Genomic DNA, 24,577 nt, shown 5'->3' with positions numbered 1-24,577 from the left:
GTGAACAGTGAAAATACAGACAGCAATAAAACGATTCCGCTTTTCATATGTTGGCAATTGTAACATCAGTAAACGATCGGATCCACAATAAATTTCCTGCCTGCTTAGATCTTGATAATCCTCAAAACTCCGTTTCCGGCCTGCGCTCCCCGATCTGCTGACGCCACATGGCATAGTACAGTCCTTTCTGCTCCAGTAATTCATCATGAGAGCCTTGCTCTGTGATCTTTCCTTTCTCGAGTACGATGATATTATCTGCGTACATGATGGTGCTGAGCCTGTGTGCGATCATGATGGTGATCTGCTGTCTTTGCGAAGCAATTTCGCGGATGGTTTCTGTGATGGCTTCTTCCGTGAGCGAGTCCAGCGCTGAAGTAGCTTCATCGAAGATCAGGAGCCGCGGCTCGCGGAGAAGGGCTCTTGCGATGCTCAGCCTTTGCTTTTCGCCGCCGGAGAGTTTGAGACCGCCTTCACCGAGCATGGTATCCAGTCCTGATTCATGTCGCTTCACAAGGTTGAGCGCCGATGCCTTTTCGATGGCCTGCATCATCTGCTCATCTGTGGCATTGGGCTGCACGAAGAGCAGGTTCTGACGGATGGTGCCGGCAAACAGCTGCGTATCCTGTGTTACAAAACCGATCTGCCGCCTGAGCTCATTATATCGTATAAGCGTTGCCGGTATATCGTTGAAATAGATCTCGCCTTCAACAGGTTTGTACAATCCCACCAACAGCTTCACCAGTGTGGATTTGCCGGAGCCGGAAGGGCCAACGAAAGCAACAGTATCGCCTTTTTTGAAAGTAAAAGAGATGCCGTCCATTGCATTTTGCCGGGCTGTCTTGTGCCGGAACACCACATTATCGAAGCGGATGCTTTCCAGTTCATTGAGCTCGATAGGCTCTGGTGGCCTTTGTTCCACAGGCTTGTTCATCAGCGTATCGAAGGTTTGCAAAGATGCTTCCGCTTCGCGATAGGAAAGAATGATACTGCCGATATCCTGCAATGGGCCAAAGATGGAACTGGAGATGAACTGCATACTGATCAGCTCGCCGGTGCTCAGCACATTGCCGAAGATCAGCCATAACAAAATAAAGAGAATGGATTGACGAAGGATATTCAACACAGTGCCCTGCAGAAAACTCAGGGTCCTCACCTGTTTTGTTTTCTGCATTTCCAGCTGGAAGATGCGATAGGTGAACTCGCGGAGCCGCCGGATCTCGGGAAAGGTAAGTCCCAGGCTCCGCACCAGTTCTATATTTCGCAGGGATTCAGTGATGATCCCCGCCATGCGGTTGGTTTCTCTATTGATTGATCTTTGGAGCGTCTTGATCTTTTTGCTCAGCAATCCTGTTAGTGAGCCCAACACCAGTACGCCGATCACGAATACAGGGATCAGTGCCCAATGTTTGGTAATAGCGTACCAGATTAGAAAGCCCATGCCCACCAGCGAAGAGAAAAGAATATTGATGAATGAGTTGATGAAGCGTTCGGTATCTGTGCGTACTTTTTGCAGAATGGCCATCGTTTCCCCGCTTCGTTGTTCTTCAAATTCACTGAAAGTGAGACGGAGTGTCTGGCGCAGGCCATCATTGAAGATCTGTAATCCGAATTTCTGAACGGCGAGGCGGGTGAAATATTCCTGGAAGGCGCGTGCAACGCGGGCAAGCGTAGCGATGGCTATCGCGATAAAGAGCCACCAGAGTACGCCGCGCACCAGTTCTTCGCGGGGTTTGATATTTACCTGGCCAGCGTAGTCATCGATGATCTTTCCGAAGATCACCGGATCGATCAAAGACAAGATCTGGGCAATCCCTGCCAGTAACAGGGAGAAAAGGATCAACCAGCGTTGTGGCTGTAAATATTTCCAAAGGATCTGCATGCCGACGATGTGTACGGACAGGTTGGGGTGGATACAAATCTAAGGAATTACGGTGAGCCACAATCGCTTTAACCGCCTGAGCCCACTCGTCGCATTTCATCATCGGCGCTGCCACTTCTTTTTACACCGCCTTTGAATGTTTTGCCGAAGCGCCAGGTGAAACTCAACACGGCCACACGGGAGTCCCGTCTGGTCTCGAAGTACTCTTCAGAATCTTTGAACTGCGTGAGGCCATTCATGGCCTGTGTGTAGAAAATATCGCGGAAAGCCAGTTTGATAGTGGCTTTGTTCTTGAACATTGACTTTGAAATACCGGCGCCTACCTGACCGGTTGGCTCCACTACTTCCTGGATGTCTTCCTGGCTGCGCGTGATATAATAGGCGGTCAATTCAGCAGCCCATCCTTTTTTGAATTTGAACTGGTTGTTGATATTAGCGTTGAGTTGGGTTATTGTGGGGGTGAGCTCTTTCCACAACACGGCTTTAAAGCGTTTATGGATCAAATCAGTTTGCAAACTCATGTTCCACCAGCTTGCAGGCTGTAACTGCACACTTACCGAAAGTCCAAGCGTTTGCTTGTTACCCACATTACCGTAGGAATACAGGAAGGAACCATCAGGCTTGATATGGAACAATTGTGCAAGATAATCAGAAGTTCGGCTATAGCTCACCGTTGTCATCAACCATTCTTTATAAACATGCGACAACTGGAAATTCCAGGTATATTGAGGCAAAAGAAATGGATTGCCCCGCTGGCTCGTGTATTTGTTGAGGATCATCTCGAAGGGGTTCAGGTTCTGGAACACGGGCCTGTCGATCCTTCTGCCGGCGCTGAGAGTGAAACTGCTGGAAGAATCAAGCTTATATTGAAGATAGGTGGTAGGGAAGAAGCTATTGTAGTTTCGGGAGAAGGCAGAGTCTTTCCGTAATGCATTACCCATTTGCTCTGCATCATACCCGGTATGCTCAAAGCGAAGCCCTGCCTGCACTGTGAACTTATCCCATGCCTTTTCGAAATTGCCATAGGCCGCATGAATATTTTCGATGTACACAAATTGATTGGTCTTGTCGGGGTTGTTGATCCAATCACCGTTGGTATTGAGTTCATAGCCGGCATAGTTGTCGGTCCGGATGCGGCTGCTTTTCCACCCAGCTTCCAGCTTCATGGTTTCACCAAATCGTTGCGAGTAATCAGCCTTTCCTGTCAGGATTTTGATTTTGGTGGGAATCTCACCCTTTTCTGCTTCATCGTATCCATTATTCCCTTCCCGTATATTCCGGAAGAGCTGGTAATTCTGGATATTATATCCAAGCCAGTCGAAGTCCATTGTCAGTTCCTGATCTGCACTGAAATTGTGACGGGCATTGATATTTACAGCCCCATTCCTCCAGTTGAGCGTGCTGTATCCATTGGTGTTGATCACTGAATCTTTTTGATCAAGGTCATTCAGCCATTCAGCTTCGGCTTTGTTTCTCGTGCGTCGATACTGGTAAAAACCATTGGCTAATATTCCCAGTGATGTTTTCTTGCTGATGGTATAGTCCAGTCCCAGTTTGAGTGAATGGTTCTGTCCCCTGCCTTCGATTCGGCCAGGTTGTTGTAAAACTGCATTGGCATTGGTAGTACCGGGATCAAAATATTTTCGAAGTGCGTAGAGATAAATGAGAAAACCACCTTCATTCAGATTGTAGTTCATGAAAGCGTTGAGTGGTCCCTGCCGGTAATTCATTGCCAGACTGTGTATGGATCTTTGTTTCCTTCCCTGCTGGTACGCTGTACTGGCTGTACCATTGAAGCCCTGTTGCTTGTTCTTTTTCGTTTTGATATTGATCACACCTGCGTTACCGGTGGCATCATACTTACTGGGCGGATTGTCCATCAACTCAATTTGCTCCAGCTGGGAAGCCGACATACCTGACAAAAGGCTGTTAAGTTCGGAACCGCTCAGGTAAGTTGGTTTGCCATCGATGAGCACCAGTACGTTGGACCTTCCTTTCAGGCTCACATTACCGTCACGATCAACCGAAACACCGGGTGATTTTTCCAGGACTTCCAATACATTGGCGCCTGTGCTCGTAATGCTGTTGTCTACAGAAACGATTGTCTTATCCGGAGCAAACCTGATCAATGGCCTTCTTGCCGAGATGGTCACTTCCTGGAGCGATGCATTGGAACGAAGTAAGGTGACGGTCAGCGGGAGATTGGCTTTGCCTGAACTAAACTCTATCGGACCCGCATATTGGGTGATATGATCTACCATGGTGATGCGGAAGAGATACTTTCCGGAAGGTATATTTTCAAAAACCAGTTTGCCGGAAGAGTCCGTCATCCCCGTTCTTACAATGGAAGAATCTTTTGCTTTCAGCATTGTAACAGAGGCCAGCGAAAGCGGTTGCTGCTGGTTATTGTTCACAGTTATGGTGACATCACCATCTTCAGAGGGTTGCGCTGTTACCACCTGGGCAATCAGTATCAAGACAACTACAAAAAGTGTACGCATAATAAAAAAGGATCAACCGAAATTACTCCAGTTGATCCTGTATCATTAGCTGATTTATGTCAGTGGCAATATACTGTTGCGAAAATCTGAACCGAAAAAAATGCCTGCTGAACTGTCGTTTTCTTAGAACGGCAGGTCATCATCTGCAGCTCCAGGCTCAAATCCGGGAGGGCCGTCGGGCACGGCGCTGTTGCCGCTACCTGCTGCTGCGCGCACTACTTTCCATGCTTTCACGTCTGTGTACCAGCGACCGTTGAATTCACGGCTTTCAACGTCGAAGGAAACTGTAACCTGTTCGCCGGGCTTGATGCTGGCGAGATCTATTTTATCACCCCATGCTGCAATGCAAACTTTCTTGGGGTAGGTATCGCCTGTTTCGAGAATGAATTCCTGTTTTTTCCAGGTACCGTTCTTTCCCTGTCCTGTTTGCACGGGAAGGAACTGGAGGATCTTTCCACTAATGTCCATTATTGACTGATTTGCGTAAATATATGCCGGGTTTGAAAAATGGCAATAAGAATTTATGCAGGTTATGTGCAGGGAGCGAGCAGTCGCTCAACGCTGTATTCGCCGGAGGCGAACTGATACAGGGCACTCGCGGGGAAGTGAGCAACTGGCGTCAACCCTGACCCTTCGCAAGCTCCTTCTCCGACCAAAATCCGAATAAAATTCGGTTTTAACCTCAACCAGCCTCACAATTCCGATTATTGTTCGGCCATCGACTACTCAAAACTGAATAAATTCTAAATTTCGTCTTCCTTCCGAATATTATTCTGGAATATTCTAAATTTACAGAAAATTAGCCGGAATGGAAATCACACTCGACAATACAGACCTCCAGATACTTGACCTGATGCAGTCAAATGCCCGGATCTCCAATGCAGACCTGGCACGCGAACTGAATATGGCGCCATCAGCTGTACTGGAGCGCGTGAAGAAGCTCGAGAATAAAAATGTGATCGTCCGTTATTCTGCGCAGGTGAACCCTGCCGCCATTCAACAAAAACTCCTCGCTTTTATTTTTATACGATCCTCCGAAGGATTTTCCTGTAGTGGTGACACTTCCAAAGCCCTTGCCCAAATTCCAGAAGTGCAGGAAGTACATCATATCGCAGGAGAAGATTGCTACCTTATTAAAGTCCGCACAGCCGATTCTGCCTCACTCATGCATCTGATGCGCAACTCACTCCAAAAGATCCCTAACATTTCATCCACCAAAACAACCATCGTTTTGGAAACCGTAAAAGAGCAACAGCAACTGGTCATTCCAAAAAAATAAAACGTATGTCAACTGTAGCTAAAAAGCCCGCTTCAACGATCATGGTGATCCTCGCGTTCGCCACTGTGTACCTGGTTTGGGGTTCCACTTATTTTTTCATTCAAAAGGCTGTGCACGATTTTCCGCCTTTGATCATGGGAGCTTTTCGTTTCCTGGTGGCCGGTGGCATCATGCTGGCCTGGTGTCTGATCAGGGGAGAGAAGCTCTGGAATCCTCAGCAATTCAAAGCGGCCATCATCACAGGAGCACTGTTGCTGTTCATCGGAAACGGCTGTGTGATCTGGGCCGAGAAAACATTACCCAGTTCTCTGGTAGCCGTTTGGATCTCTTCAGCGCCTATCTGGTTCCTTTTACTCGATAAATCAAAATGGAAAGAGAATTTCCGCAGCACCAGCACCATCGTTGGACTAATCATCGGTTTCATTGGTGTAGTACTGTTGCTGAGTGATCAGCTGGATGCGATCATGAATACGCCCGGAGGCGGAGAAACCCTGGTTGGCCTCCTTATCGTATTGGCGGGATGTATCAGCTGGGCAGGTGGTTCCATTTATTCAAAATACAATTCAACAGGATCCGCGTTGGTAAACACCACCATTCAAATGCTGACTGCCGGCTTTATCTTCCTGCCGGGTAGTTTCATTGCCGGAGAATGGAAAGATTTCAGCTTTGCTGCCGTGAGCAATAGTGCATGGCTTTCCCTGGCCTACCTGATCGTGTTTGGATCGATCCTCGCTTTCAGCGCATATGTATGGCTGTTACAGGTGAGAAGCCCAACACAGGTGAGCACCTACGCTTATGTGAACCCTGTTGTAGCTGTGTTGCTTGGCGTGTTCTTCGCCAATGAGGTAATGAGCTTCTGGCAGTTGCTTGGACTGGGCGTTATCCTGGGAAGCGTGCTGCTGATCAACCTCGCCAAATACCGCAATTCTGATAAAGGAAATTCAGGCAAAGGCTCAACGCCAGTGTTGAATAAACGTCTCATTGTTTCAAATGCTCAGGAAAAGATGGCCTAGTCAGCCATTGCAGGCAGGGTCTTCAATTTTACGGATGGAGATCCTGTTTTTTCCTGCGGCATTTATCAGCTTTCTTCGTCGAAAAAGATCTTGTAGTATTTCTTTCCGGTCATTTCATCCACTCCTTTTTCAATCAGGTCTCGTCTTCCGTGAATATAGATATGGAAGTTCTTGTCAAGCTTCAAAACAGTTTTGAAAACGCGTTGCTGCTTTTTCACCGCATTGATGTGGATGGCGAATTCATCGTTCAATTCAAAGTTCTTCGCTGACTCGAAATTCTTCTTGTAATCCATAAAGGTGTCAACCACTTCCTGGTGGTGCATCACTTCTTCAGCAAACTCCTGCAAGCTGAACTGCTCCTTGCTTTTGAAGTAGTCCATGCTCCTGTTGAGCAGGTCTATCTGGTCACTTTTGGAAACGTCGAATTTCTCAGGGTATTCCTGGGTGATGAATTGTTTGCAGAGGTTGAGGACCTTGTCGGTATTGTGATAGCTGTCTGCATAGGGGGTTATCTGCAGGAACTCTTCCACCCAGTATTGCGCATCATTGTTCTTATTGGTGCTGTCTACCACGCAAACCTTGAAGCCTTCTACGGTATTTGTCCTGAATACGAGGCAGCCCTTGTCCATTTTATTGATGTTGACGCCTTCTTCATGTAATACCTCATAGCTTTTCCCGTGGGGAAATACTCTCAGGAAAGATTCTTTGGTTTCAGATTTGAAGATACCGATAGCGGGGATATATTCTCCTTCAAAGGGAACATTGTCGAATTGCACAACGTAGAGTTCGCCTTCTTTTACTTTTACGTGCGTGGATTTTGTGTAGAGGAACCGGGCAATATAGGCTGCCTGTTCCATGAAGGATTCCCTGTCTTCAAAGATGGCAGCCACATAACGGTACACTTCATTCATCTGGAGGTCGCTGATATGCGTGAAGTGGAAGAGTTCGTTTTCGTTGAAGGCTCCGAGGAAGTATTTGGTGAGCAGGCCTCTCACGATCTCGTCGTTGAGTGTAAGCGGATTTTCACTCAGGTGCAGATCTTCGCCACGGGAGGGATTACCGATCTTGTGAACGATCACTTTCTCCAACTGTACACTATCGATGCCTGTCATGTTACTACGGTTTTTGAGGCCGCGAAGATAAGCAAGCCGTTACAACTTTTTGATGTTGTAAATAGGAACAGGAGGATCGAAATATTGATCGTATTCGGGTTGGTTGTAGATCTTCCTCACGATGTCAAGCCCTTTCACTACGCGTCCGAAGGCGGCATAGCCGAGTCCGTCTGCATTGTTGGCGCCGCCTGCATCGAATCCGGGCTGATCGCCGATACAGATGAAGAATTCGCTGGTGGCAGTGCCCGGATCTGTGCGTGCAAGGGAAACAACACCGTCTTTATGGAGGATACCTGTTTCCTTGGTGGACTCGTGCGGGATGCCTGGCAGTTCGGGCCTTTTCTTAGATCTGTACAATCCTCCCTGGATCACATTGGCTTTGGCTGCATTGGAGGGTTGGTTCTCATCGTTCAAAACACGGTAAAAACTGGCGTTGTTGTAAAGATCCTTTTCTATATAGCTTAAGAAAGCTGCAACGCTTTTGGGTGCTTTATCTGGATAGAGTTCGATAATGATATCGCCCTGGCGTGTACTGATCTCAACCCGGGGATGTTTGGAGTTGCCGGAGGAGCAGCCTGCAAACAGCATCACCAGCACGATCAGTTGCCACCAATACTTTCGCTGCAACCTGTTGCTCGCATTCCCGCGAGTGTCTGTAACACCCTGAGTAAATCTTACAGGCTTCATATGCACAAATCTAAAAAGAAAGCAGCAATACATGTACTGCTGCTTTCTTCATTCTATTATTTCATTTTTCTATAAAGCTGCTGGTTGCTTTTCCCATTCACTTACCTGGTTCAGCAACTGGAAGCTGCTGAGAATATCATTGGCGAATGAAACCTGGTGATTATTCAGTGAAGCGCCTCCACCCTGTATCAGCTGGTAAGCATTCCGGGCCAACTCATCATCACTTTGTGGCTCTTCTCCCAGTGAGCGATAGTATTCCATCTGCTGCAACAGATCCTTGCGCAATGATGCCGTTACTTTCTTCGCCAATTCCAGATCACCGGCCAGGTAACAGGCATGCAGGAACTGCAGTGACATAATATTATGCTGATTGCCCCTGTTGCTGGTGAACCCATAAGGCATATTGGCCGGACTAACGTTCTCGTCAAAACGACGTAGCACTTTTTTCGCCTTTTCCATTTCTCCGGCTTTAACCAGGCTCATGGCGAGCTGCACATGAGCCATCTTGATCACGTTGAGCCTTAAACGATTTGTTTCATCCAGGTACATGCCCGATTTATGGGTATTGCCATACTGGAAATGGTTCATCACATTGGCGTAGGCCGTTTCGTTATCCACTTCACTGTTCTGGACAGGGCTCAACTGGTATACAAGTCCTTTCGATCTCACATAATTCCCTAATCCATAATCGGAGGCCGTTTGCGAAGAAGCAAAGCAGATGGGCCTTTCCCATTTATTGGCTGCTATGATGGCCAGGGGAGCCAGCTCGTGTTTGAAGAGATAATTCTTTCCTGAAAAATCCAGCAACAACTGATCTGCTATTTTCTCGCCGTTATGCGCCGCACCACTGGCGATTGCTTTGGCCTGATCCACGGGGATGCTGAATTTATTCATGGGAAGAAGATGATATGTTTCTCCATCTTCGGTTACAGTAGTGTATTTGCTGTCATCCGAGGCTACGGTGTTTTTTAAGGATTCATAGAGGTCATAATGCTTTTCGGGATCGAAGCCCTGCATTTTATTGAAGTATACCACACCTCTCTTGTTGCCGGCTACTTGTTCTTTGGTGAACAGCACATCCACCGGCGCGCTGTTGTTCACTTTGTAGCGAAGCTGATCGATGCACCAGTCGTTTCCGATCATGGTAGCAATCACCACGCGTACATCCCTTCGCACACCTTCCACTTCCTGGAGATACCAGATGGGATAGGTGTCGTTGTCTTCGGCAGTGATGAGGATGGCGTTTGGCGGGCAGCTTTCGAGATAGTTACGGGCGAGATCGCGGGCCAGGGTTTTTCCACTGCGATCGTGATCATCCCATTCCTGTTGGGCCATCAGCACAGGCACAGCAAAAAAACAGAGGGCAGCTGTAGCCCAGGCCGCTGCCGGCTTTTTGATATGTTTTTGTGTAAAACTGATCAGCCCCACTACTCCCAGTCCGATCCAGACAGCAAAGGCATAGAAGGATCCTACGAATGCATAATCACGCTCTCGTGGTTGATGACCGGATTGATTCAGGAAGATAACGATGCCTATTCCGGTGATGAGGAAAAGCAGTGTATTCACGAACCAGTCTTTGTTATTCCGCCTGAGTTGAAAGAATAACCCAACCAGGCCAAGAGCCAGGGGCAGCATGAATAAACGGTTATAGGCTTTGTTGCTTTCGCGGGCGGTGTCGGGCATTTTCGATTGATTGCCGTAAAGAGAGTTGTCAACGAAATTGATACCGCTGATGAAATTACTGTCACGTGGGTTGCCGTATCCCTGCAGATCATTTTGTCTTCCGGCGAAATTCCACATGAAATATCGCATGTACATCCAGCCTGCCTGATAGCGGGAGAAGTAAGCGATATTATCTTTCATGGTGGGCGTTTCACCTTCTTCGAGGCCGGTGAAGTTATAGTAGCAGGCTTTTTGATTCCGGTCGTCATTATTATCCCAGATGCGCGGGAAGAAATGAGCGCCCGGTGCATTGGCCCAGTCCTGAACGTATTTTGGACCGGCAGTTTCGTATTTCTTTTCTCCTTTTACATATTCTTCTCCTGCTTTCTTGAAGGGTGCGCGTTCCGTGAAATCGGGACCATAGAACAGGGGCCAGTCGTTATAACTTTCGCGTCCAAGATAGGAGGCGAGGCTGATCGGATTATCCACACTGAACATGTTCACGGCAGGGTCGGCGTTGGACCTGATCAGCGTTGTGGTGTAAGTAGAATAGCCCAGCATCACGAACAAGGCGCACCAGAGTGCGAGCTTTGCCCTGTACCAGTTCCTTCGGGAAGCATACCGGATGGCCAGTAATAGTCCGGCGCCGATCAGTGCGAAGAAAATAATGAAACCTGTAAAGAAAGGCAGCCCAAATTCATTGGTGAAGAAAATATCGAATTGTCCGGCACCACGGATGGTGCTTTGGACGATGAATTTCATGATGAACACCGTAATGGCGCAACCAGTGATGAGCGCAATGAAAGCGCCACGCCTGGTGAATTTGTATTTCTTGAAATAATACACCATCAAAACCGCGGGGATTGTGAGCAGGTTCAGGAGATGCACTCCGATGGAAAGCCCCATCATAAAGAAGATAAATACCAGCCAGCGATCGGCGCGTGGCTCGTTGGCCCTGGCTTCCCACTTGAAGATGGCCCAGAACACCAGTGCTGTAAAGAAAGAGCTGAGCGCATATACTTCACCTTCCACAGCGCTGAACCAGAAAGAATCGGAGAATGCATATGCGAGTGAGCCGATCACTCCGGCGCTGAGAATAGTGAAAGTCTGCTGACCTGTTGGAGTTGCCTGTGATGCAGGCAGCACCAGCTTTCTGGCAAAATACGTGATGGTCCAGAACAGGAAGAGAATGGTGAATCCGCTGGCGATTGCGCTCATGCTGTTCACAGCAATGGCTGCAGTTTGTGGGTTATCACCAAAAAGCACTACAAAAAATCTTCCCATAAGAATGAAGAGCGGAGAGCCGGGAGGATGCGGGATCTGAAGTTTGTTGGCGCTGGATATGAATTCGCCGCAATCCCAGAAGCTGGTAGTTGGTTCTAAAGTGATCAGGTAAGTGGTACAGGCCACTGCACAGACCAGCCACCCGAACAGGTTGTTCAATTTGTTGAACTGCATAGCATTAAGGCATTAGATGAAGTAAAGGAGATGTGTTCCTTTAAATTTCGTGCATTTGAGCGGGGAATGAAATACCGGTGAGATAAAAGAAGCGGAAACTAAGGCAGCTTTAACATTTCCTTGCAATTTTCCGGCGATTATAGTGTGCGAATCGTTTTTGTATTATATTGCAGCCGTAAAAAAAAGGGTCTTCTGTAGAAACAGATGACCTCTAACGATTGCTTGCCATATGAAAATTCTTAAAAATCTTTTTCGTGTGGATTTGATATTCGGCCTCTAACTCTGCTTTGCTTGTCACTTTGTCTTTTGCCTCTTTCTATTGCTGCCTGCTTACGATTGCTTGGCCATATGTTTGTTTCAAATCCGATGTAAAAATAACACGAGAAATCACTGCTGGCAAAACAACTTATTACGTATTTTATCATCCCAAAACTGGTAAATAAATCTTAAAACCCTTACCGGGCGTGCGTTTTAGGAGAATTTCAATATGAGGGCCAACCCATTTACAGACTCATTATTTCAGTTAGTTCGATCTCTGGAGAAGTCGGAAAAAAGGCATTTTAAGCTATATATCACCAGAAGTTCCGCCAAGGAGGACCTAAAAATCATCCAATTGTTCGATGCGCTGGACAAATTACCGGAGTATGATGAGAAAGTATTGCTGAAAAAACTGTCGCCCATCACTAAACCGCAGCTGGCCAACCTCAAAACACATCTTTACAAACAGTTGTTAGCAGGATTGCGGCTCCTGAAGACTGCAGAGAATATAGACCTGCAGCTCAGCGAACAACTCGATTATGCCCGTGTACTGTATAATAAAGGACTAAAAATTCAGGCGCTTAAGATCCTTGAGAAAGCCAAGGAGTTCGCCAAAGAGAATCATAAATATAACTACCTGGCACAAGTGATTTCGCTGGAGAAGAAGATCGAAACACTCCATATTACCCGCAGCTCGCAGGAAAAAACGGAACTGCTGGCCAGGGAAGCGCTCGAGATCAGCCAGCATATCGACAGTGTAGTGAAATTGTCTAACCTCGCGCTGCTCATGTACCGCTGGTTCATCCGCAATGGCCACGCCCGTAACCAGGATGAAGAGAAAGATATCAAGGACTTCTTCAAAAAGAACCTCCCCGAAAATGCGCACAAGGTAACGGACTGGTATGAACGATTATATCTTTATCAAAGCTATTGCTGGTTTGCTTTCATCCGTCAGGACTGGCTGATGTACTACCGCAACAGCAAGAAATGGATCGAGCTGTTTGAAGAACAGCCGGTGATGATTTCCGTGGAGCCCGGTCATTATGTGAAGGGCATGCACAATTTGCTCAATGCCCATTTCGATCTGCGCAACTTCGATCAGTTCGATCTTACGCTCCGCAAATTCCAGGAGTATGCAGATACAGATCTCGCCAAGGCGCACGACAATTTCCGGGTACATACCTTTATCTATATCAGCGGCGCCCGCCTGAACCAGCACCTGATGCAAGGCACTTTCAAGCAGGGCCTCGCCATTGTTCCTGAAATTGAAAAAGACCTCAACGATTACGAGCTATATGTAGACACTCACCGGATCCTGGTGTTCAATTACAAGTTCGCTACCCTTCATTTTGGAGCCGGCGATTATTCTACCAGTATCGACTACCTGCAGAAGATCATGAACGTGTCTGTTCCAGACCTGCGTGTTGACCTGCAATGTTACGCACGTCTGCTGCACCTGATGGCTCATTATGAAATGGGCAATTATGATATCATGGAATCGCTCATAAAGAGCGTGTACCGTTTTATGGCCAAAATGCAGAACCTGACGATGGTGGAAGAGGAGATGTTCAGGTTCCTTCGCAACTCATTCGATGTTTCTCCCCGCAAGCTAAAGCCTGAGCTGGAGAAATTCCTGCAAAAGATCAAACACCTGGAAGGGAACCGCTTTGAAACGCGTGCCTTTGCTTACCTGGATGTTGTGTCCTGGGTGGAAAGTAAAGTGTATGAGAAGCCCATGGGCGATGTGGTTCATGCGAAATACCTCGAGAGCAAGCGCAGGGTAAAGCCTGAACGGGCTACCGTTAAGCATTAGGTCAGGAATGATTGATCATATCTTTCAACTGGGCTTCATCTGTCAGATCTAAACGCAGAGGGGTAACCGAAACATATTCATTTTCGATGGCCCACCTGTCTGTATCCTCTTCGGCAGGTTCCAGCGGGATCACCGTGAACCAGTAATGCTTTCTTCCCATTGGGTCCATTCCCGGAACAATCTTACCGTCGTAGAAGCGAACCGACTGGCGGGTCCACTTGATGCCTCTTGGCACCGGAGGAAAATTCACGTTCAGCAGTTTCGCATCTTTCATTTCGAGCAATCTGCTGAGTGTCCTCTCCACATATGGGCCGAGTGTATCGAAATCGGGCTCCGTTTTTCCGGCAACAGTACTAAGTGCAATACCCCGCAAACCCAGCAGTGCAGCCTGTTTGGCGGCAGCAAGTGTTCCCGAGTGCCACATACCATTTCCGAGGTTCAGTCCCATATTGATGCCAGAGAGCACTACTTCAATATCTGCCCACATATGCGTGCCCAGGGCTACACAGTCCGCAGGTGTACCATTTACTCTGTAAGCTTCCATTCCTTCAAAGGATATAGGCGATTTCTTGTAAAAAAGTGGCCGGGAGTGAGTGATCGCATGGCCCATGGAAGACTGCTCCACATCGGGCGCCACTACCAGCACTTCTCCGAATCTGGAAGCGATCTTCGCCAGGGATGCAATACCCGGGCTGTAAATTCCATCGTCGTTGGTTACCAGTATTCTCATGAAATAATTGCTTATCATAATCATGCCTGCGGGAAATATTGTTGGTATGCTTTTATTAATAGAATTCATTCTATGAAGTTGGCCATGTTAATCCACAACCCCGGAGCCGGGGACCAGGAACACACGAAGCAAAAACTGCTCGACCTGCTCAAATCACAGGACTATGAGTGTAGATATTTTTCAACAAAAAAGGAAGGTTGGGAGACCATCGATCCTGATGCGGACCTGATCGTTATTGCGGGCGGGGACGGCACCGTAGGCAAGGTAGTTCGCAACCTTGTGAAGCAGGATCAAACGCATATTCCTTTAGCACTGCTGCCTGCGGGCACTGCCAATAATATCGCAGGCACCCTGGGTATCAGCGGCGAGCTGGAAGAGATCGTTGAAGCGTGGAAGCCGGGGCTTATCAAGAAATTCGATCTCGGTCTTTTCAAACAGGAAGGTGATGAACAGATCTTCCTGGAAGGAGTGGGCTTCGGTCTCTTCCCCAAATTGATCAAGGAAATGAATAAGGTGGATGATGTTCCTGAAACTGCGGAAGAATCACTGGAACTGGCATTGACTACATTGCTGGACATTGCCCAGACAGCGAAGAGCCGTTACTGCAAACTGGAGCTGGATGGCAATGATCACTCAGGCGACTACCTCTTGCTGGAGATCATGAATGCGCATAGTATCGGTCCCAATCTGAAACTGGCTCCACAGGCCGATCCCGGAGATGGGCGCTTCGATGCTGTGTGGATCCGGGAAGATGAACGCAGCAAGCTGATCGAATACCTCCGTCATCGTTTGAATAAGGAAGAAGCAACGCCACCCTTTCATTCACTCGCCTGCAAGCGTGTTCACCTTGAATGGACAGGAGCACAGGTTCATATCGATGATGCCCTGGAGAAAAAAGAAAAGCCTCCATTGACGGCAGTGATCGAATTGTTGCCAGAAATGGTCAGCTTCCTGATTCCCGCAAAACCATCAGTCATTTAGTTTCCACTTTTATATTTGAATTTTCAAGCCTGAAGGATTCGAATTTCTTTCCTTCCAGCTTATGTTCCCATTGTTTAACTATGGGCGCTTCCAGTTGCCATTCCCTGTATTCGTCAGGGCTCATGATGGGCACTCCGTGTATGATGGGATAGTATCTGCTGCAATGGCTGCAACTAAGGAGACCTTCGATGATATGATTATTGGTATCGGTAGCAAATACTTTGAGTTGAAGATCTTTTTTATCGAAAGGACAACAGAGTTGATGTATGAAATCCGGGTGCATGTTAATGAGTTTTTTGTTGTTGAAGGATCTTGTTGAATGCAGTGGTTACAGCTGCGGGATCTTCCGCTTTCATGATGCTGTTGATCACAGCTACGCCATCGAGCCCTGTTGGCAATATTTCAGGGAGATTGCTGGCCGTAATGCCACCCGCTGCAAAAATGGGAATATTGGTCATTGCCCTGGCAGCCGCGATGGTTGCGGGTTTCACCCATTCGCAACTATTGGCGGAGCCGGAAGGGAATACAGAACAGAAAGAGATATAATCCATTTTCTGATCAATGGCATACTGAACTGTTTCCAGGTTATTTTCACAGGTGATACCGGTGATAATGTTTCGACCGATGGCTTTCCTGATCAGGGCCAGATTATCGGATGGCAGATCGAAGTGAATACCGTTGGCTTCAGTTTCCATGAGCAATTCCCAGTTCTCGTTGATCAGCACTGGCACACCGAATGGTTGCGCCAGATCCACGAGGGTTTGCACTATTTCTGCTTTAGCAGTGATGTGTTGCCAGTGGTTCCAGACCTGAATGGCTGACAGTCCGCTTTTCAATGCAAGCCGGATCTTTTGATATGATCCGTCTGTTAACGCAGAAGGGTCTACTACCAGGTAAACACCGCCGCGGATAGTGGTATTCGTTATCATTTCCATTCGTTTTTTAAAGCTTGAAAGAATGCATTCCAGTAGGGATCGGATCCCGGGCGTGAAAGCGTTTCGATGCCATCATCTTTTTGTAACCTGATGCCCTGTTCTTCTGCGGTGAATTCTCCTACCACCGATACTTTTATTTTCTCAAGTGCAAATTGATGCAGCACTGTGGCTTCATGCTCCGGATTCACGGCCATGATCATGGAGCCTGCGCCGATACAGCGCAATGGATCGATGGCAAACAGATCGCAAACAGCCTGCTGTGCAGTTCCAACAGGCAATTCTTCTGAATCGATAATAGCGCCACAGTCTGCAGCTATTGCCATTTCATATATGGCGCCGAGCAGTCCGCCTTCGGTAACATCGTGCATGGCTGTTACGGGCAGACTGGCAGCGCATAAGCCTGCCTGTAAGGAGCTTGTTTCCTGGAAAAGTCCTGCGGCTTTCTCCCATATCTCTTTTCCACAATTCTTCTTTACTGTTTCAGGAAAACTGAGCGCCAGTATGGAACTGGCTATCTGTGCGGCTTCTTTGGTGATCATGATGAGATCGCCAGGTCTTGCATATTTGCTGAGCAGCATTTTTCCTGCCGGCGCAATACTGATCATGGTGCCGCCGCCTGCAATGGTGGAATGCTGACCAGCGGCCTTACCGGTATGTCCGCCTGTAATTGCAACGCCAATGTCTTTGCAGTACTGGTGCACGAACATCCAGTACTCTTCAAACTCAGCACTTGAAGCCGATTCCGGCAGGTTCAATACCAGTTGTGCAAACTGCGGCGGCTGGGAAGTAGTGGCGATATCATTGGCCATAAGATGTACGGAAAGCCATGCCGATTCGCGGAGCCCCAGCGTTGGTATCCAGGATAACGGGTCACTGGTGAGCGCCATCGAATAGCCTCCCGGCAAATCGACGATAGATACATCCACTCCATACTCTGGTCCGGTGGACACCATCTTGTTTTCGGCTCCCCGTAAAGGATAGATAAGCCGATTGAACAGATCCATGTGCAGTTTTCCACTTTCAACAAATGCTGACATAGTTCATCATTTAAATTGAACGAAGAGTGCAAAGAAGTCTCCATATGGCATTCCCCATTGCTGCACAGGAAACCATTTCGGCAGGCCCGTGCAGGTCCATTCGATGGAATAGTTCTCGCCGTTCAAGGCTTCATTGATCTTGCTGATGAGCGAATCCGGTGTGTAGAAATGGGCAGTCACATAAAAGGGGTTCTTTCCGAAAGCCTGTTGCACGCGGCGTCTGATGAATTTGGGCGAGTTACGGTTCATCATTCCAAATACGATCCCATGCTTTGCCACTCTGCGTGCTTCGCGTATCACCTGGATGGGATCGCGGTAATATTCGAAGGTGGTGATGAAAGCAAGTGAATCGAAGGTTTTGTCTTTGAAAGGCATGTAATGCGCGTCGGCCAGTGCGAGGTTACCATCGAAAAGATGTCTTCCCTGTCCAAGCATGAATGGCGAAAGATCTGCTCCTGTTGCCTGGATTCCGATATTATGCCACCACCTGGTGAATCGTGTGGTGCCGCATCCGAATTCGAGAAGCGTTTTGATGCGTTCGTCTTTTTTGATAAGGCTGCCGATCGTTTTTTTCTGCCAGACTTCAGCGCGCTTGTAGCGGCCTTCGTACCATTGTTCGTAAGAATCTGTGTGTTCCCTGTTGAAGAACCATTCTGGCCTTTGCTGCCAGGTTCTGATCCCTTTGGTGAGTTGTTGAAGTTCCATTTTTACAGTTTTTACACTGCACGGGGGAACTAATGGGATCGAACAGGAATATGGTAAAAGAAAAAACCACATTTCCTGTTCGAAGAAAATGTGGTTTATGCTGAATACAATGAAGTACAATCAGTGTCACCTTGCATTCCCTCCGCTGGTATTAACCAGTTCAGGTTCCCGGGTATCATCTCAGCTACTGTGTAGCACCCCGATGCAATAATTAATGACCAAATTTATTACTGTTTCCTGAATTCTCAGCGTTTTCTTTTCATCTGTGCCAGCACCTTGTCCGCAGTGGCTTTGCGCTCTGCTTTTTTCTGTGTTTCGGTTTGATATGTTACAGCATGCCTTTGTGTTTGTTGCATCTGCACCATACGGGACCGAGACGAATTAGAGCTCCTGTTGACGTTGGCGATGCTCTCGATGGGCCTGGCTTTTGGATTCGACTTTCTTTCCAGCAACATGGCGAGCACACGTTCCCGGTCAGCGATAGAACCCCGTTGTTGTGTGTTCAGTTGCACCGGCCGCATGGCTGAATTGGCCATTACACGTGAACTGCGGGGATTCGCCTGCATTTTGACGATCGCCTTCTTAACGGATGCCGGCATATTTTTCTCGTGCTTACTGTAGGATGATGGCAGTTGCTGCGCCATCGCCATATTGGAGAAGGCCGTTACCAGAATCAGCAGTATTCCGAAAATGTATGAAGATCTCATTACTATCTTTTTAAATACTTACTTAACACTAACCAGTACGTTGATCTTTCCAACAGTGTTTGCGTTGTAATCCTGCAGGGCTTTACCGAGCACTTGTCCAACTCTTACTTTGTTGGGATCAGCTTTCATGGCAACGCCGGAGGTTGAAGAGGTCACCAGCAGGTCGCCACGTTTGATAGCGCCGCCTTCCAGGCACACTTTGGTAGGGATCACACCGATCACACCCATGGGCACCATTTTGTCGAGATGACTTTTGAGCGCATCTTTTTCTGTGAGCATCAGACCTGGCTTGGTGGCATAAACACCGGCTACCAGTGTAGAGTATGCGCCGGATGATTTGGTAACCATGCGGTCAGATGTTTCAGAGATCACGAGTACATCACCTGCTTCATAGCTGGAGCGGGTTCCTTCCACATCGAACATTTCGGCAACGTCTGCGCCGCCTGTCTGTGCGCCATTTGCAAAGTATCCTGTTCCATCAGCAGAGATTCTTGCAACATTGCTATTATTCACTTTGAATACAGCTACATCGCCTTCGGGATCTCCGAGAAGCTCAGCTACAAGAGCTGTGCCACCAGCACCGGTTGCACTGGTTGCCTGCGCCAGGATACCCATACCACCGGCAAAATCATTGTATCCTTTAATTGCCGAGGCTAAACCAGTATTGAGACCTGAAACGCCAGAGGATACATCACTGAATGTTATTCCCTGTACACCTTCTCCACCATTATAGTGATAGCCCATTACGGCAGCTCTCGACGCCTCGAGCGTTCCACCAAAAACACCATGACTTCCATTACTGATAGCCGTTATACCTATGCCATAGCCCTGGTGTACGATAGTAAGGGCATCTGAGCCTGCACCAGGATCAGAAACTTCAATGTATGCGGCAGTACTTCTGGCGCTCCTTGCATAGATACCAATACTTTCATCGGAGAAAGCTTCCACACCGGTTCCATTAACAGAATATCCTCTGACTCCGGAACCCAAACCATTGTGGATGCCTAATACACCAGTACCATTATTGGTGTAAGTAGCATTATTAATACCTTTTACACCTGCTACATCCATTCCGGCATTATCGTTCAAAATGATACCAGTCAAACCGGCAACATTATCTGAGGTAGAATTATTGACACCTTCAACTGCGGGGGCATCGCCATCGTTGGTTATAGAGAGCGCCTTTGTTGCTTCGTTCACCGTTTTTACATAAGGCAGCGTGAGGCCGGGAACTGCTGCAGGAGCCCATGCTGTACCGTCGAATGTGAGCACTTCACCTGATGCAGGAGCCGTAGCGCTGAGATTAACACCCTTGAGTTTTGCAACTGAAGGGGCAGGGTAGTTACCATCGAGGTCTCCGGTAGCTGTTCCACCTGGAGGAAGGCTGAGCCCTGAAGCCAGTTTATCGGCAGTGATGGCGCCATCAGCAATTTTTGCTGTAGTTACATTGGCGTCCAGGATCTTGGCAGTAGTAACAGCATCGGCAGCAAGTTTCAATGCAGTAACAGCTGCATCATCCAGTTTGGTAGTAGTGATGGCGCCGTTAAGCACTTTAATGGTAGTAACAGCGTCATTAGCGAGTTTTCCTGAAGTGATTGCATTTGCAGCAATAGTTGGACCGGGAAAGGTTCCGGTCAGATCACCGCTGGCGGCTCCGCCGGGAGGAATGGAGAGACCGGCAGCGAGTTTATCGGAAGTGATGGCACCGTCAGCAATTTTTGCTGTGGTGACTGCTTCGTCTATGATATTGGTTGTACCAACTGCTGTGTTGGCGAGCTTGGCATTGGTTACAGATGCATCGGCAAGTTTAGCTGTGGTTACAGCAACGTCTGCGATTTTGTTAGTGACTACTGCATTGTTAGCAAGCTTGGTATCAGTTACTGAAGCATCAGTGATCTTTGCTGTGGTTACAGCGTTAGCATCCAGCTTTGCAGTAGTGATTGCATTTGCAGCAACTGTAGGACTGGGGTAGGTTCCAGTCAGATCACCGCTGGCTGCACCACCAGGAGGAATGGTAAGTCCTGCAGCGAGTTTATCAGCAGTGATGGCGCCATCAGCGATTTTTGCGGTGGTCACTGCAACGTCTGCGATTTTATTAGTAACAACTGCATTGTTGGCAAGTTTTGTGTCAGTCACTGAAGCATCAGTGATCTTCGCTGTGGTTACAGCGTTAGCATCCAGCTTTGCAGTAGTGATAGCATTTGCAGCAACTGTAGGACTGGGGTAGGTTCCAGTCAGATCACCGCTGGCTGCACCACCAGGAGGAATGGTAAGTCCTGCAGCGAGTTTATCAGCAGTGATGGCGCCATCAGCGATTTTTGCGGTGGTCACTGCAACGTCTGCGATTTTATTAGTAACAACTGCATTGTTGGCAAGTTTTGTGTCAGTCACTGAAGCATCAGTGATCTTCGCTGTGGTTACAGCGTTAGCATCCAGCTTTGCAGTAGTGATAGCACCGTCAACTACTTTGGCAGTAGTTACGGCATCATTTGCGAGCTTGGCTGAAGTAATAGCATTTGCAGCAACAGTTGGACCGGGGAATGTGCCAGTCAGGTCACCACTGGCTGCACCACCAGGAGGAATGGTAAGACCAGCAGCGAGTTTATCAGCAGTGATGGCGCCATCAGCGATTTTTGCTGTGGTTACAGCGTTAGCATCCAGCTTTGCAGTAGTGATTGCACCGTCAACTACTTTAATGGTAGTTACAGCGTCATTAGCGAGTTTTCCTGAAGTGATTGCATTTGCAGCAACAGTTGGACCGGGAAAGGTTCCGGTCAGATCACCACTGGCGGCTCCGCCGGGAGGAATGGTAAGTCCAGCAGCAAGTTTATTGGAAGTAATGGCACCATCAGCAATTTTTGCTGTGGTGACTGCTTCGTCAATGATATTGGTTGTACCAACTGCTGTGTTGGCGAGCTTGGCATTGGTTACAGATGCATCGGCAAGTTTAGCTGTTGTTACAGCAACGTCTGCGATTTTATTAGTAACTACTGCATTGTTGGCAAGTTTTGTGTCAATCACTGAAGCATCAGTGATCTTCGCTGTGGTTACAGCGTTAGCATCCAGCTTTGCAGTAGTGATAGCACCGTCAACTACTTTGGCAGTAGTTACGGCATCATTTGCGAGTTTTCCTGAAGTGATTGCATTTGCTGCAACAGCTGGACTGGGGTAGGTTCCAGTCAGGTCACCACTGGCTGCACCACCGGGAGGAATGGTAAGTCCAGCAGCAAGTTTATTGGAAGTAATGGCACCATCAGCAATTTTTGCTGTGGTGACTGCTTCGTCAATGATCTTGGTTGTACCAACTGATGTATTGGCGAGCTTGGCATTGGTTACAGATGCATCGGCAAGTTTAGCTGTTGTTACAGCAACGTCAGCTATTTTGCCGGTGACAACCGCATTGTTCGCCAGCTTCGTATCAGACACGGAAGCATCGGCCAGCTTCGCTGTGGTTACAGCGTTAGCATCCAGCTTTGCAGTAGTGATGGCACCGTCAACTACTTTAATGGTAGTAACAGCGTCATTAGCGAGCTTGGCTGAAGTGATAGCATTTGAAGCAACTGCAGGACTGGGGAAGGTTCCGGTCAGATCGCCACCGGCAGCTCCGCCAGGAGGAATGGTAAGACCTGCAGCAAGTTTATTGGAAGTGATTGCGCCATCAGCAATTTTTGCTGTGGTCACTGCTTCGTCTATGATTTTTGTTGTGCCAACAGAGGTATTGGCAAGTTTTGTATTTGTTACAGCGCCATCTTTCAATTTATCAACATCTACGGCAGCATCACCCAGCTTGGCTGTTGTCACTGCTTCGTCTGCAATCTTAATGGTACTAACAACTGAATTTACAAGCTTGGCATTGGTTACAGAACCATCAGCCAGTTTAGAAGTATTGATTGCATTGGCAGCAACAGTTGGATTGGGATAGCTACCTGTCAGATCGCCGCTGGCAGCGCCACCGGGAGTAACCGTGATACCCGAAGCCAGCTTGGCGGCTGTGATAGAGCCATCGATAACCTTTGAAGTTCCTACAGCATTATCAGCAAGCTTACCATTTGTTACCGATAGATCAGCCAGCTTTCCTGTGGTAACAGCAACGTTGGCAATTTTGGAAGAACCTACTGCATTATCTGCAATCTTTCCGTTGGTGATGGCATTGTTAGCCACAGACGGATTGGGGTAATTTCCTGTCAGATCGCCGCTGGCTGCACCATTGGGAGGAAGTGAAATTCCGGAAGCCAGCTTTGCAGAAGTAATGGAGCCATCAGCAATTTTAGTTGTGGTCACTGCATTGGCAGCCAGCTTTCCGTTTGTAACTGCTGCATCATCTATCTTAATAGTAGTAATAGAACCATCGGCAATTTTTGAAGTGTTTACGGCATTGTTTGCAATCTTGGCATTTCCAACTGAAGCATCAACCAGTTTGGAAGAGGTCACTGCATTATCGGCCAGCTTGGCTGAAGTAACTGCATTGTTCTCGAGTTTGGTAGTACCAACAGCACCGTCTGCGATCTTGGCGGCAGTAATGGCATTCACTGCAACGATCGGATTCGGATAAGTTCCCCCTAAATCCCCTCCGGCATTACCCACAGGAGGCAGGCCGGAACCTACTGCTAACTTGGCTAAGGTAACAGAACCGTCTGCGATTTTACTGGTAGTGATCACACCGTCTGCGATCTTCACGCCAGTTACTGAATTGTCGGCAAGATGTATCGTAGAGATCACCCCATTGGCAATAGAAGGGTTTGGATAGAGGCCGGTAAGCATTCCGCCGGCAACACCCGCAGGCACTGCAGCGCCGGCAGACAGCGCATAAGGCACACTCAGCAATTGAGTAGCACCCATATCTTTAAGATCATTTCCTCCGTTAGGATCCATTTCTACCTGAAGAAATTTGGCTCCGCCAATGGTCCAGTTGATGGAAAGAAGGTCTCCTGTAAAGTCGGTTTTACCCGGACCGCCGATTGCTACGGAAAACAAACCCAGATGGTTCGTTTTAACCAACCTGGTTTCTTTGTAAAGAACCGATCCGTTGGCACTTCCATCACGAACGGTTATGCGCAGTTTAATGTTTTGATTAGGCATAGCTAAACCTAACGCACTGCGTGCTACACCCTGGTAGTTCATCTGGCCTGGAGCCTGCCCAACCATCTTAACCGATAGCCACACGGAAAAGAAAAGCAGGAATGTTTTCTTCATAAAAATTGGATTTAAGGGGGAGTTGTTTTACTGTTATCTGCCTACTTTAATGATTTTATATGTTCCTTTTTTGCTGCGACTGCCATCATCCGGGAACAGTTCCACTTTCAAGGTGTATACGCCATTCGGATAACGCGACAGATCGATACGATCACGATATCCAAATCCGAATGTCTGATTCTCCTTCGTGTACAAGATCTTTCCAAGTCTGTCTACCAGATAGATCTTCACCTTACCATGCTGTTCGGTAAAAATATTCAGCTCAAATGGACCGAAAGTTGGATTGGGATAGATGCGCACTTCATCCTCCGAAAAATGAGGATTCTCAACAGGAATATTAAAACCAATTATGTAGGGTTGCAAAAAGCCGTTGGTGAGAAAGAAATTATTACCCGGGCTCTTCATCGTATTGATCAGCGTTGCCTCACCAATGCTGAAATCAAGGGAGTAATATCCCTTTTTAAAAGTTCCGCCGGCAACATTGATAACATCCGGGTCGATGGAGGGTAGGGCCTGCCCGGAAGCCGACACACATGCAGCAGCCATTACAGCTGAGAGCACCAGTGGTTTCATACGAATTGGGTTTGGGTAGAATAAGAAGTCCCCTGATCAAAAAAATCAAGGTGT

At 47.8% G+C, this 24,577-nt stretch carries 18 protein-coding genes and 1 riboswitch; of the genes, 4 read left to right on the top strand and 14 right to left on the bottom strand.

What is annotated here, in order from left to right; translation table 11 throughout:
* Positions 1-121 precede the first annotated feature (121 nt).
* From FSB84_RS07130 to FSB84_RS07120, 3 genes are all read right to left on the bottom strand, one after another.
* Positions 122-1,879, bottom strand: a complete 1,758-nt coding sequence (locus FSB84_RS07130; protein ID WP_130542215.1) for an ABC transporter ATP-binding protein — start codon at positions 1,877-1,879, stop codon at positions 122-124.
* Positions 1,880-1,947: 68 nt separating this feature from the next.
* Positions 1,948-4,380, bottom strand: a complete 2,433-nt coding sequence (locus FSB84_RS07125; RefSeq protein ID WP_130542216.1) for an outer membrane beta-barrel protein — start codon at positions 4,378-4,380, stop codon at positions 1,948-1,950.
* 123 nt (positions 4,381-4,503) lie between these two features.
* Positions 4,504-4,848 carry a DUF3127 domain-containing protein gene (locus FSB84_RS07120; protein WP_130542217.1) on the bottom strand — a complete coding sequence of 115 codons (345 nt, stop codon included), beginning with the start codon at positions 4,846-4,848 and terminating at the stop codon, positions 4,504-4,506.
* 340 nt (positions 4,849-5,188) lie between these two features.
* On the opposite strand from FSB84_RS07120, the gene FSB84_RS07115 reads away from it, so the two are divergent.
* Together FSB84_RS07115 and FSB84_RS07110 are read left to right on the top strand one after the other, a co-directional pair.
* Positions 5,189-5,659 carry an Lrp/AsnC family transcriptional regulator gene (locus tag FSB84_RS07115; protein WP_130542218.1) on the top strand — a complete coding sequence of 157 codons (471 nt, stop codon included), beginning with the start codon at positions 5,189-5,191 and terminating at the stop codon, positions 5,657-5,659.
* 5 nt (positions 5,660-5,664) lie between these two features.
* Complete coding sequence (locus FSB84_RS07110; RefSeq protein ID WP_130542219.1) at positions 5,665-6,672, top strand: EamA family transporter; 1,008 nt, start codon at positions 5,665-5,667, stop codon at positions 6,670-6,672.
* A 65-nt stretch (positions 6,673-6,737) separates the two neighbouring features.
* Here FSB84_RS07110 and FSB84_RS07105 read toward each other — a convergent pair whose 3' ends face one another.
* The 3 genes from FSB84_RS07105 to FSB84_RS07095 all read right to left on the bottom strand — a co-directional run bounded on the left by FSB84_RS07105 (position 6,738) and on the right by FSB84_RS07095 (position 11,591).
* A complete protein-coding gene (locus FSB84_RS07105; protein ID WP_130542220.1) occupies positions 6,738-7,784 on the bottom strand; it encodes a nucleoid-associated protein in 1,047 nt (348 codons plus the stop codon).
* Positions 7,785-7,823: 39 nt separating this feature from the next.
* Positions 7,824-8,471, bottom strand: coding sequence for a peptidylprolyl isomerase (locus FSB84_RS07100; protein ID WP_225980003.1), 648 nt, complete (start codon positions 8,469-8,471; stop codon positions 7,824-7,826).
* Positions 8,472-8,540: 69 nt separating this feature from the next.
* The gene (locus tag FSB84_RS07095) at positions 8,541-11,591 is read right to left on the bottom strand and encodes a glycosyltransferase family 117 protein (RefSeq protein ID WP_130542221.1); all 3,051 of its coding nucleotides are present in this window, start codon (positions 11,589-11,591) and stop codon (positions 8,541-8,543) included.
* A 613-nt stretch (positions 11,592-12,204) separates the two neighbouring features.
* On the opposite strand from FSB84_RS07095, the gene FSB84_RS07090 reads away from it, so the two are divergent.
* Positions 12,205-13,662, top strand: a complete 1,458-nt coding sequence (locus FSB84_RS07090; RefSeq protein WP_225980002.1) for a hypothetical protein — start codon at positions 12,205-12,207, stop codon at positions 13,660-13,662.
* A 1-nt stretch (position 13,663) separates the two neighbouring features.
* Here FSB84_RS07090 and surE read toward each other — a convergent pair whose 3' ends face one another.
* Entirely contained in the window at positions 13,664-14,392 is a 729-nt protein-coding gene (gene surE, locus FSB84_RS07085) for a 5'/3'-nucleotidase SurE (RefSeq protein ID WP_130542223.1), read from the bottom strand.
* Between the two features lie 84 nt (positions 14,393-14,476).
* Between surE and FSB84_RS07080 the strand changes: the two genes are divergently transcribed.
* Positions 14,477-15,373: a diacylglycerol/lipid kinase family protein gene (locus FSB84_RS07080; protein WP_158643804.1), complete on the top strand. Its 897-nt coding sequence runs from the start codon at positions 14,477-14,479 to the stop codon at positions 15,371-15,373.
* Here the strand turns inward: FSB84_RS07080 and FSB84_RS07075 are convergent.
* The 7 genes from FSB84_RS07075 to FSB84_RS07045 all read right to left on the bottom strand — a co-directional run bounded on the left by FSB84_RS07075 (position 15,366) and on the right by FSB84_RS07045 (position 24,523).
* Entirely contained in the window at positions 15,366-15,656 is a 291-nt protein-coding gene (locus FSB84_RS07075; RefSeq protein WP_130542225.1) for a Trm112 family protein, read from the bottom strand. The two genes, FSB84_RS07080 and FSB84_RS07075, sit on opposite strands and share 8 nt — an antisense overlap.
* A 1-nt stretch (position 15,657) precedes the next feature.
* Entirely contained in the window at positions 15,658-16,302 is a 645-nt protein-coding gene (locus tag FSB84_RS07070; RefSeq protein WP_158643803.1) for a thiamine phosphate synthase, read from the bottom strand.
* Positions 16,299-17,345, bottom strand: coding sequence for an AIR synthase-related protein (locus tag FSB84_RS07065; protein ID WP_130542227.1), 1,047 nt, complete (start codon positions 17,343-17,345; stop codon positions 16,299-16,301). The genes FSB84_RS07070 and FSB84_RS07065 overlap by 4 nt, the downstream gene beginning before the upstream one ends.
* Before the next feature lie 6 nt (positions 17,346-17,351).
* The gene (locus FSB84_RS07060; RefSeq protein WP_130542228.1) at positions 17,352-18,050 is read right to left on the bottom strand and encodes a class I SAM-dependent methyltransferase; all 699 of its coding nucleotides are present in this window, start codon (positions 18,048-18,050) and stop codon (positions 17,352-17,354) included.
* 120 nt (positions 18,051-18,170) lie between these two features.
* Positions 18,171-18,262: riboswitch (TPP riboswitch) on the bottom strand.
* 33 nt (positions 18,263-18,295) lie between these two features.
* Entirely contained in the window at positions 18,296-18,757 is a 462-nt protein-coding gene (locus FSB84_RS07055) for a hypothetical protein (protein ID WP_130542229.1), read from the bottom strand.
* An 18-nt stretch (positions 18,758-18,775) separates the two neighbouring features.
* Positions 18,776-23,950, bottom strand: a complete 5,175-nt coding sequence (locus tag FSB84_RS07050; RefSeq protein WP_147122079.1) for a beta strand repeat-containing protein — start codon at positions 23,948-23,950, stop codon at positions 18,776-18,778.
* Positions 23,951-23,983: 33 nt separating this feature from the next.
* Complete coding sequence (locus tag FSB84_RS07045) at positions 23,984-24,523, bottom strand: T9SS type A sorting domain-containing protein (RefSeq protein ID WP_130542232.1); 540 nt, start codon at positions 24,521-24,523, stop codon at positions 23,984-23,986.
* Between the last annotated feature and the right edge of the window lie 54 nt (positions 24,524-24,577).

Source organism: Pseudobacter ginsenosidimutans (assembly GCF_007970185.1).
In the GTDB taxonomy this organism is placed as follows: Bacteria; Bacteroidota; Bacteroidia; order Chitinophagales; family Chitinophagaceae; genus Pseudobacter; species Pseudobacter ginsenosidimutans.
The sequence above is the reverse complement of the archived record's forward strand: the minus strand, read 5'-3'. Positions and strand labels throughout refer to the sequence as shown.

Excerpts from the sequence above, each read along its gene's own strand:
- FSB84_RS07130 (WP_130542215.1), bottom strand. The coding sequence starts at position 1,879 with ATGCAGATCCTTTGGAAATATTTACAGCCACAACGCTGGTTGATCCTT.
- FSB84_RS07125 (WP_130542216.1), bottom strand. The coding sequence starts at position 4,380 with ATGCGTACACTTTTTGTAGTTGTCTTGATACTGATTGCCCAGGTGGTA.
- FSB84_RS07120 (WP_130542217.1), bottom strand. The coding sequence starts at position 4,848 with ATGGACATTAGTGGAAAGATCCTCCAGTTCCTTCCCGTGCAAACAGGA.
- FSB84_RS07115 (WP_130542218.1), top strand. The coding sequence starts at position 5,189 with ATGGAAATCACACTCGACAATACAGACCTCCAGATACTTGACCTGATG.
- FSB84_RS07110 (WP_130542219.1), top strand. The coding sequence starts at position 5,665 with ATGTCAACTGTAGCTAAAAAGCCCGCTTCAACGATCATGGTGATCCTC.
- FSB84_RS07105 (WP_130542220.1), bottom strand. The coding sequence starts at position 7,784 with ATGACAGGCATCGATAGTGTACAGTTGGAGAAAGTGATCGTTCACAAG.
- FSB84_RS07100 (WP_225980003.1), bottom strand. The coding sequence starts at position 8,471 with ATGAAGCCTGTAAGATTTACTCAGGGTGTTACAGACACTCGCGGGAAT.
- FSB84_RS07095 (WP_130542221.1), bottom strand. The coding sequence starts at position 11,591 with ATGCAGTTCAACAAATTGAACAACCTGTTCGGGTGGCTGGTCTGTGCA.
- surE (WP_130542223.1), bottom strand. The coding sequence starts at position 14,392 with ATGAGAATACTGGTAACCAACGACGATGGAATTTACAGCCCGGGTATT.
- FSB84_RS07080 (WP_158643804.1), top strand. The coding sequence starts at position 14,477 with ATGTTAATCCACAACCCCGGAGCCGGGGACCAGGAACACACGAAGCAA.
- FSB84_RS07075 (WP_130542225.1), bottom strand. The coding sequence starts at position 15,656 with ATGCACCCGGATTTCATACATCAACTCTGTTGTCCTTTCGATAAAAAA.
- FSB84_RS07070 (WP_158643803.1), bottom strand. The coding sequence starts at position 16,302 with ATGATAACGAATACCACTATCCGCGGCGGTGTTTACCTGGTAGTAGAC.
- FSB84_RS07065 (WP_130542227.1), bottom strand. The coding sequence starts at position 17,345 with ATGTCAGCATTTGTTGAAAGTGGAAAACTGCACATGGATCTGTTCAAT.
- FSB84_RS07060 (WP_130542228.1), bottom strand. The coding sequence starts at position 18,050 with ATGGAACTTCAACAACTCACCAAAGGGATCAGAACCTGGCAGCAAAGG.
- FSB84_RS07055 (WP_130542229.1), bottom strand. The coding sequence starts at position 18,757 with ATGAGATCTTCATACATTTTCGGAATACTGCTGATTCTGGTAACGGCC.
- FSB84_RS07050 (WP_147122079.1), bottom strand. The coding sequence starts at position 23,950 with ATGAAGAAAACATTCCTGCTTTTCTTTTCCGTGTGGCTATCGGTTAAG.
- FSB84_RS07045 (WP_130542232.1), bottom strand. The coding sequence starts at position 24,523 with ATGAAACCACTGGTGCTCTCAGCTGTAATGGCTGCTGCATGTGTGTCG.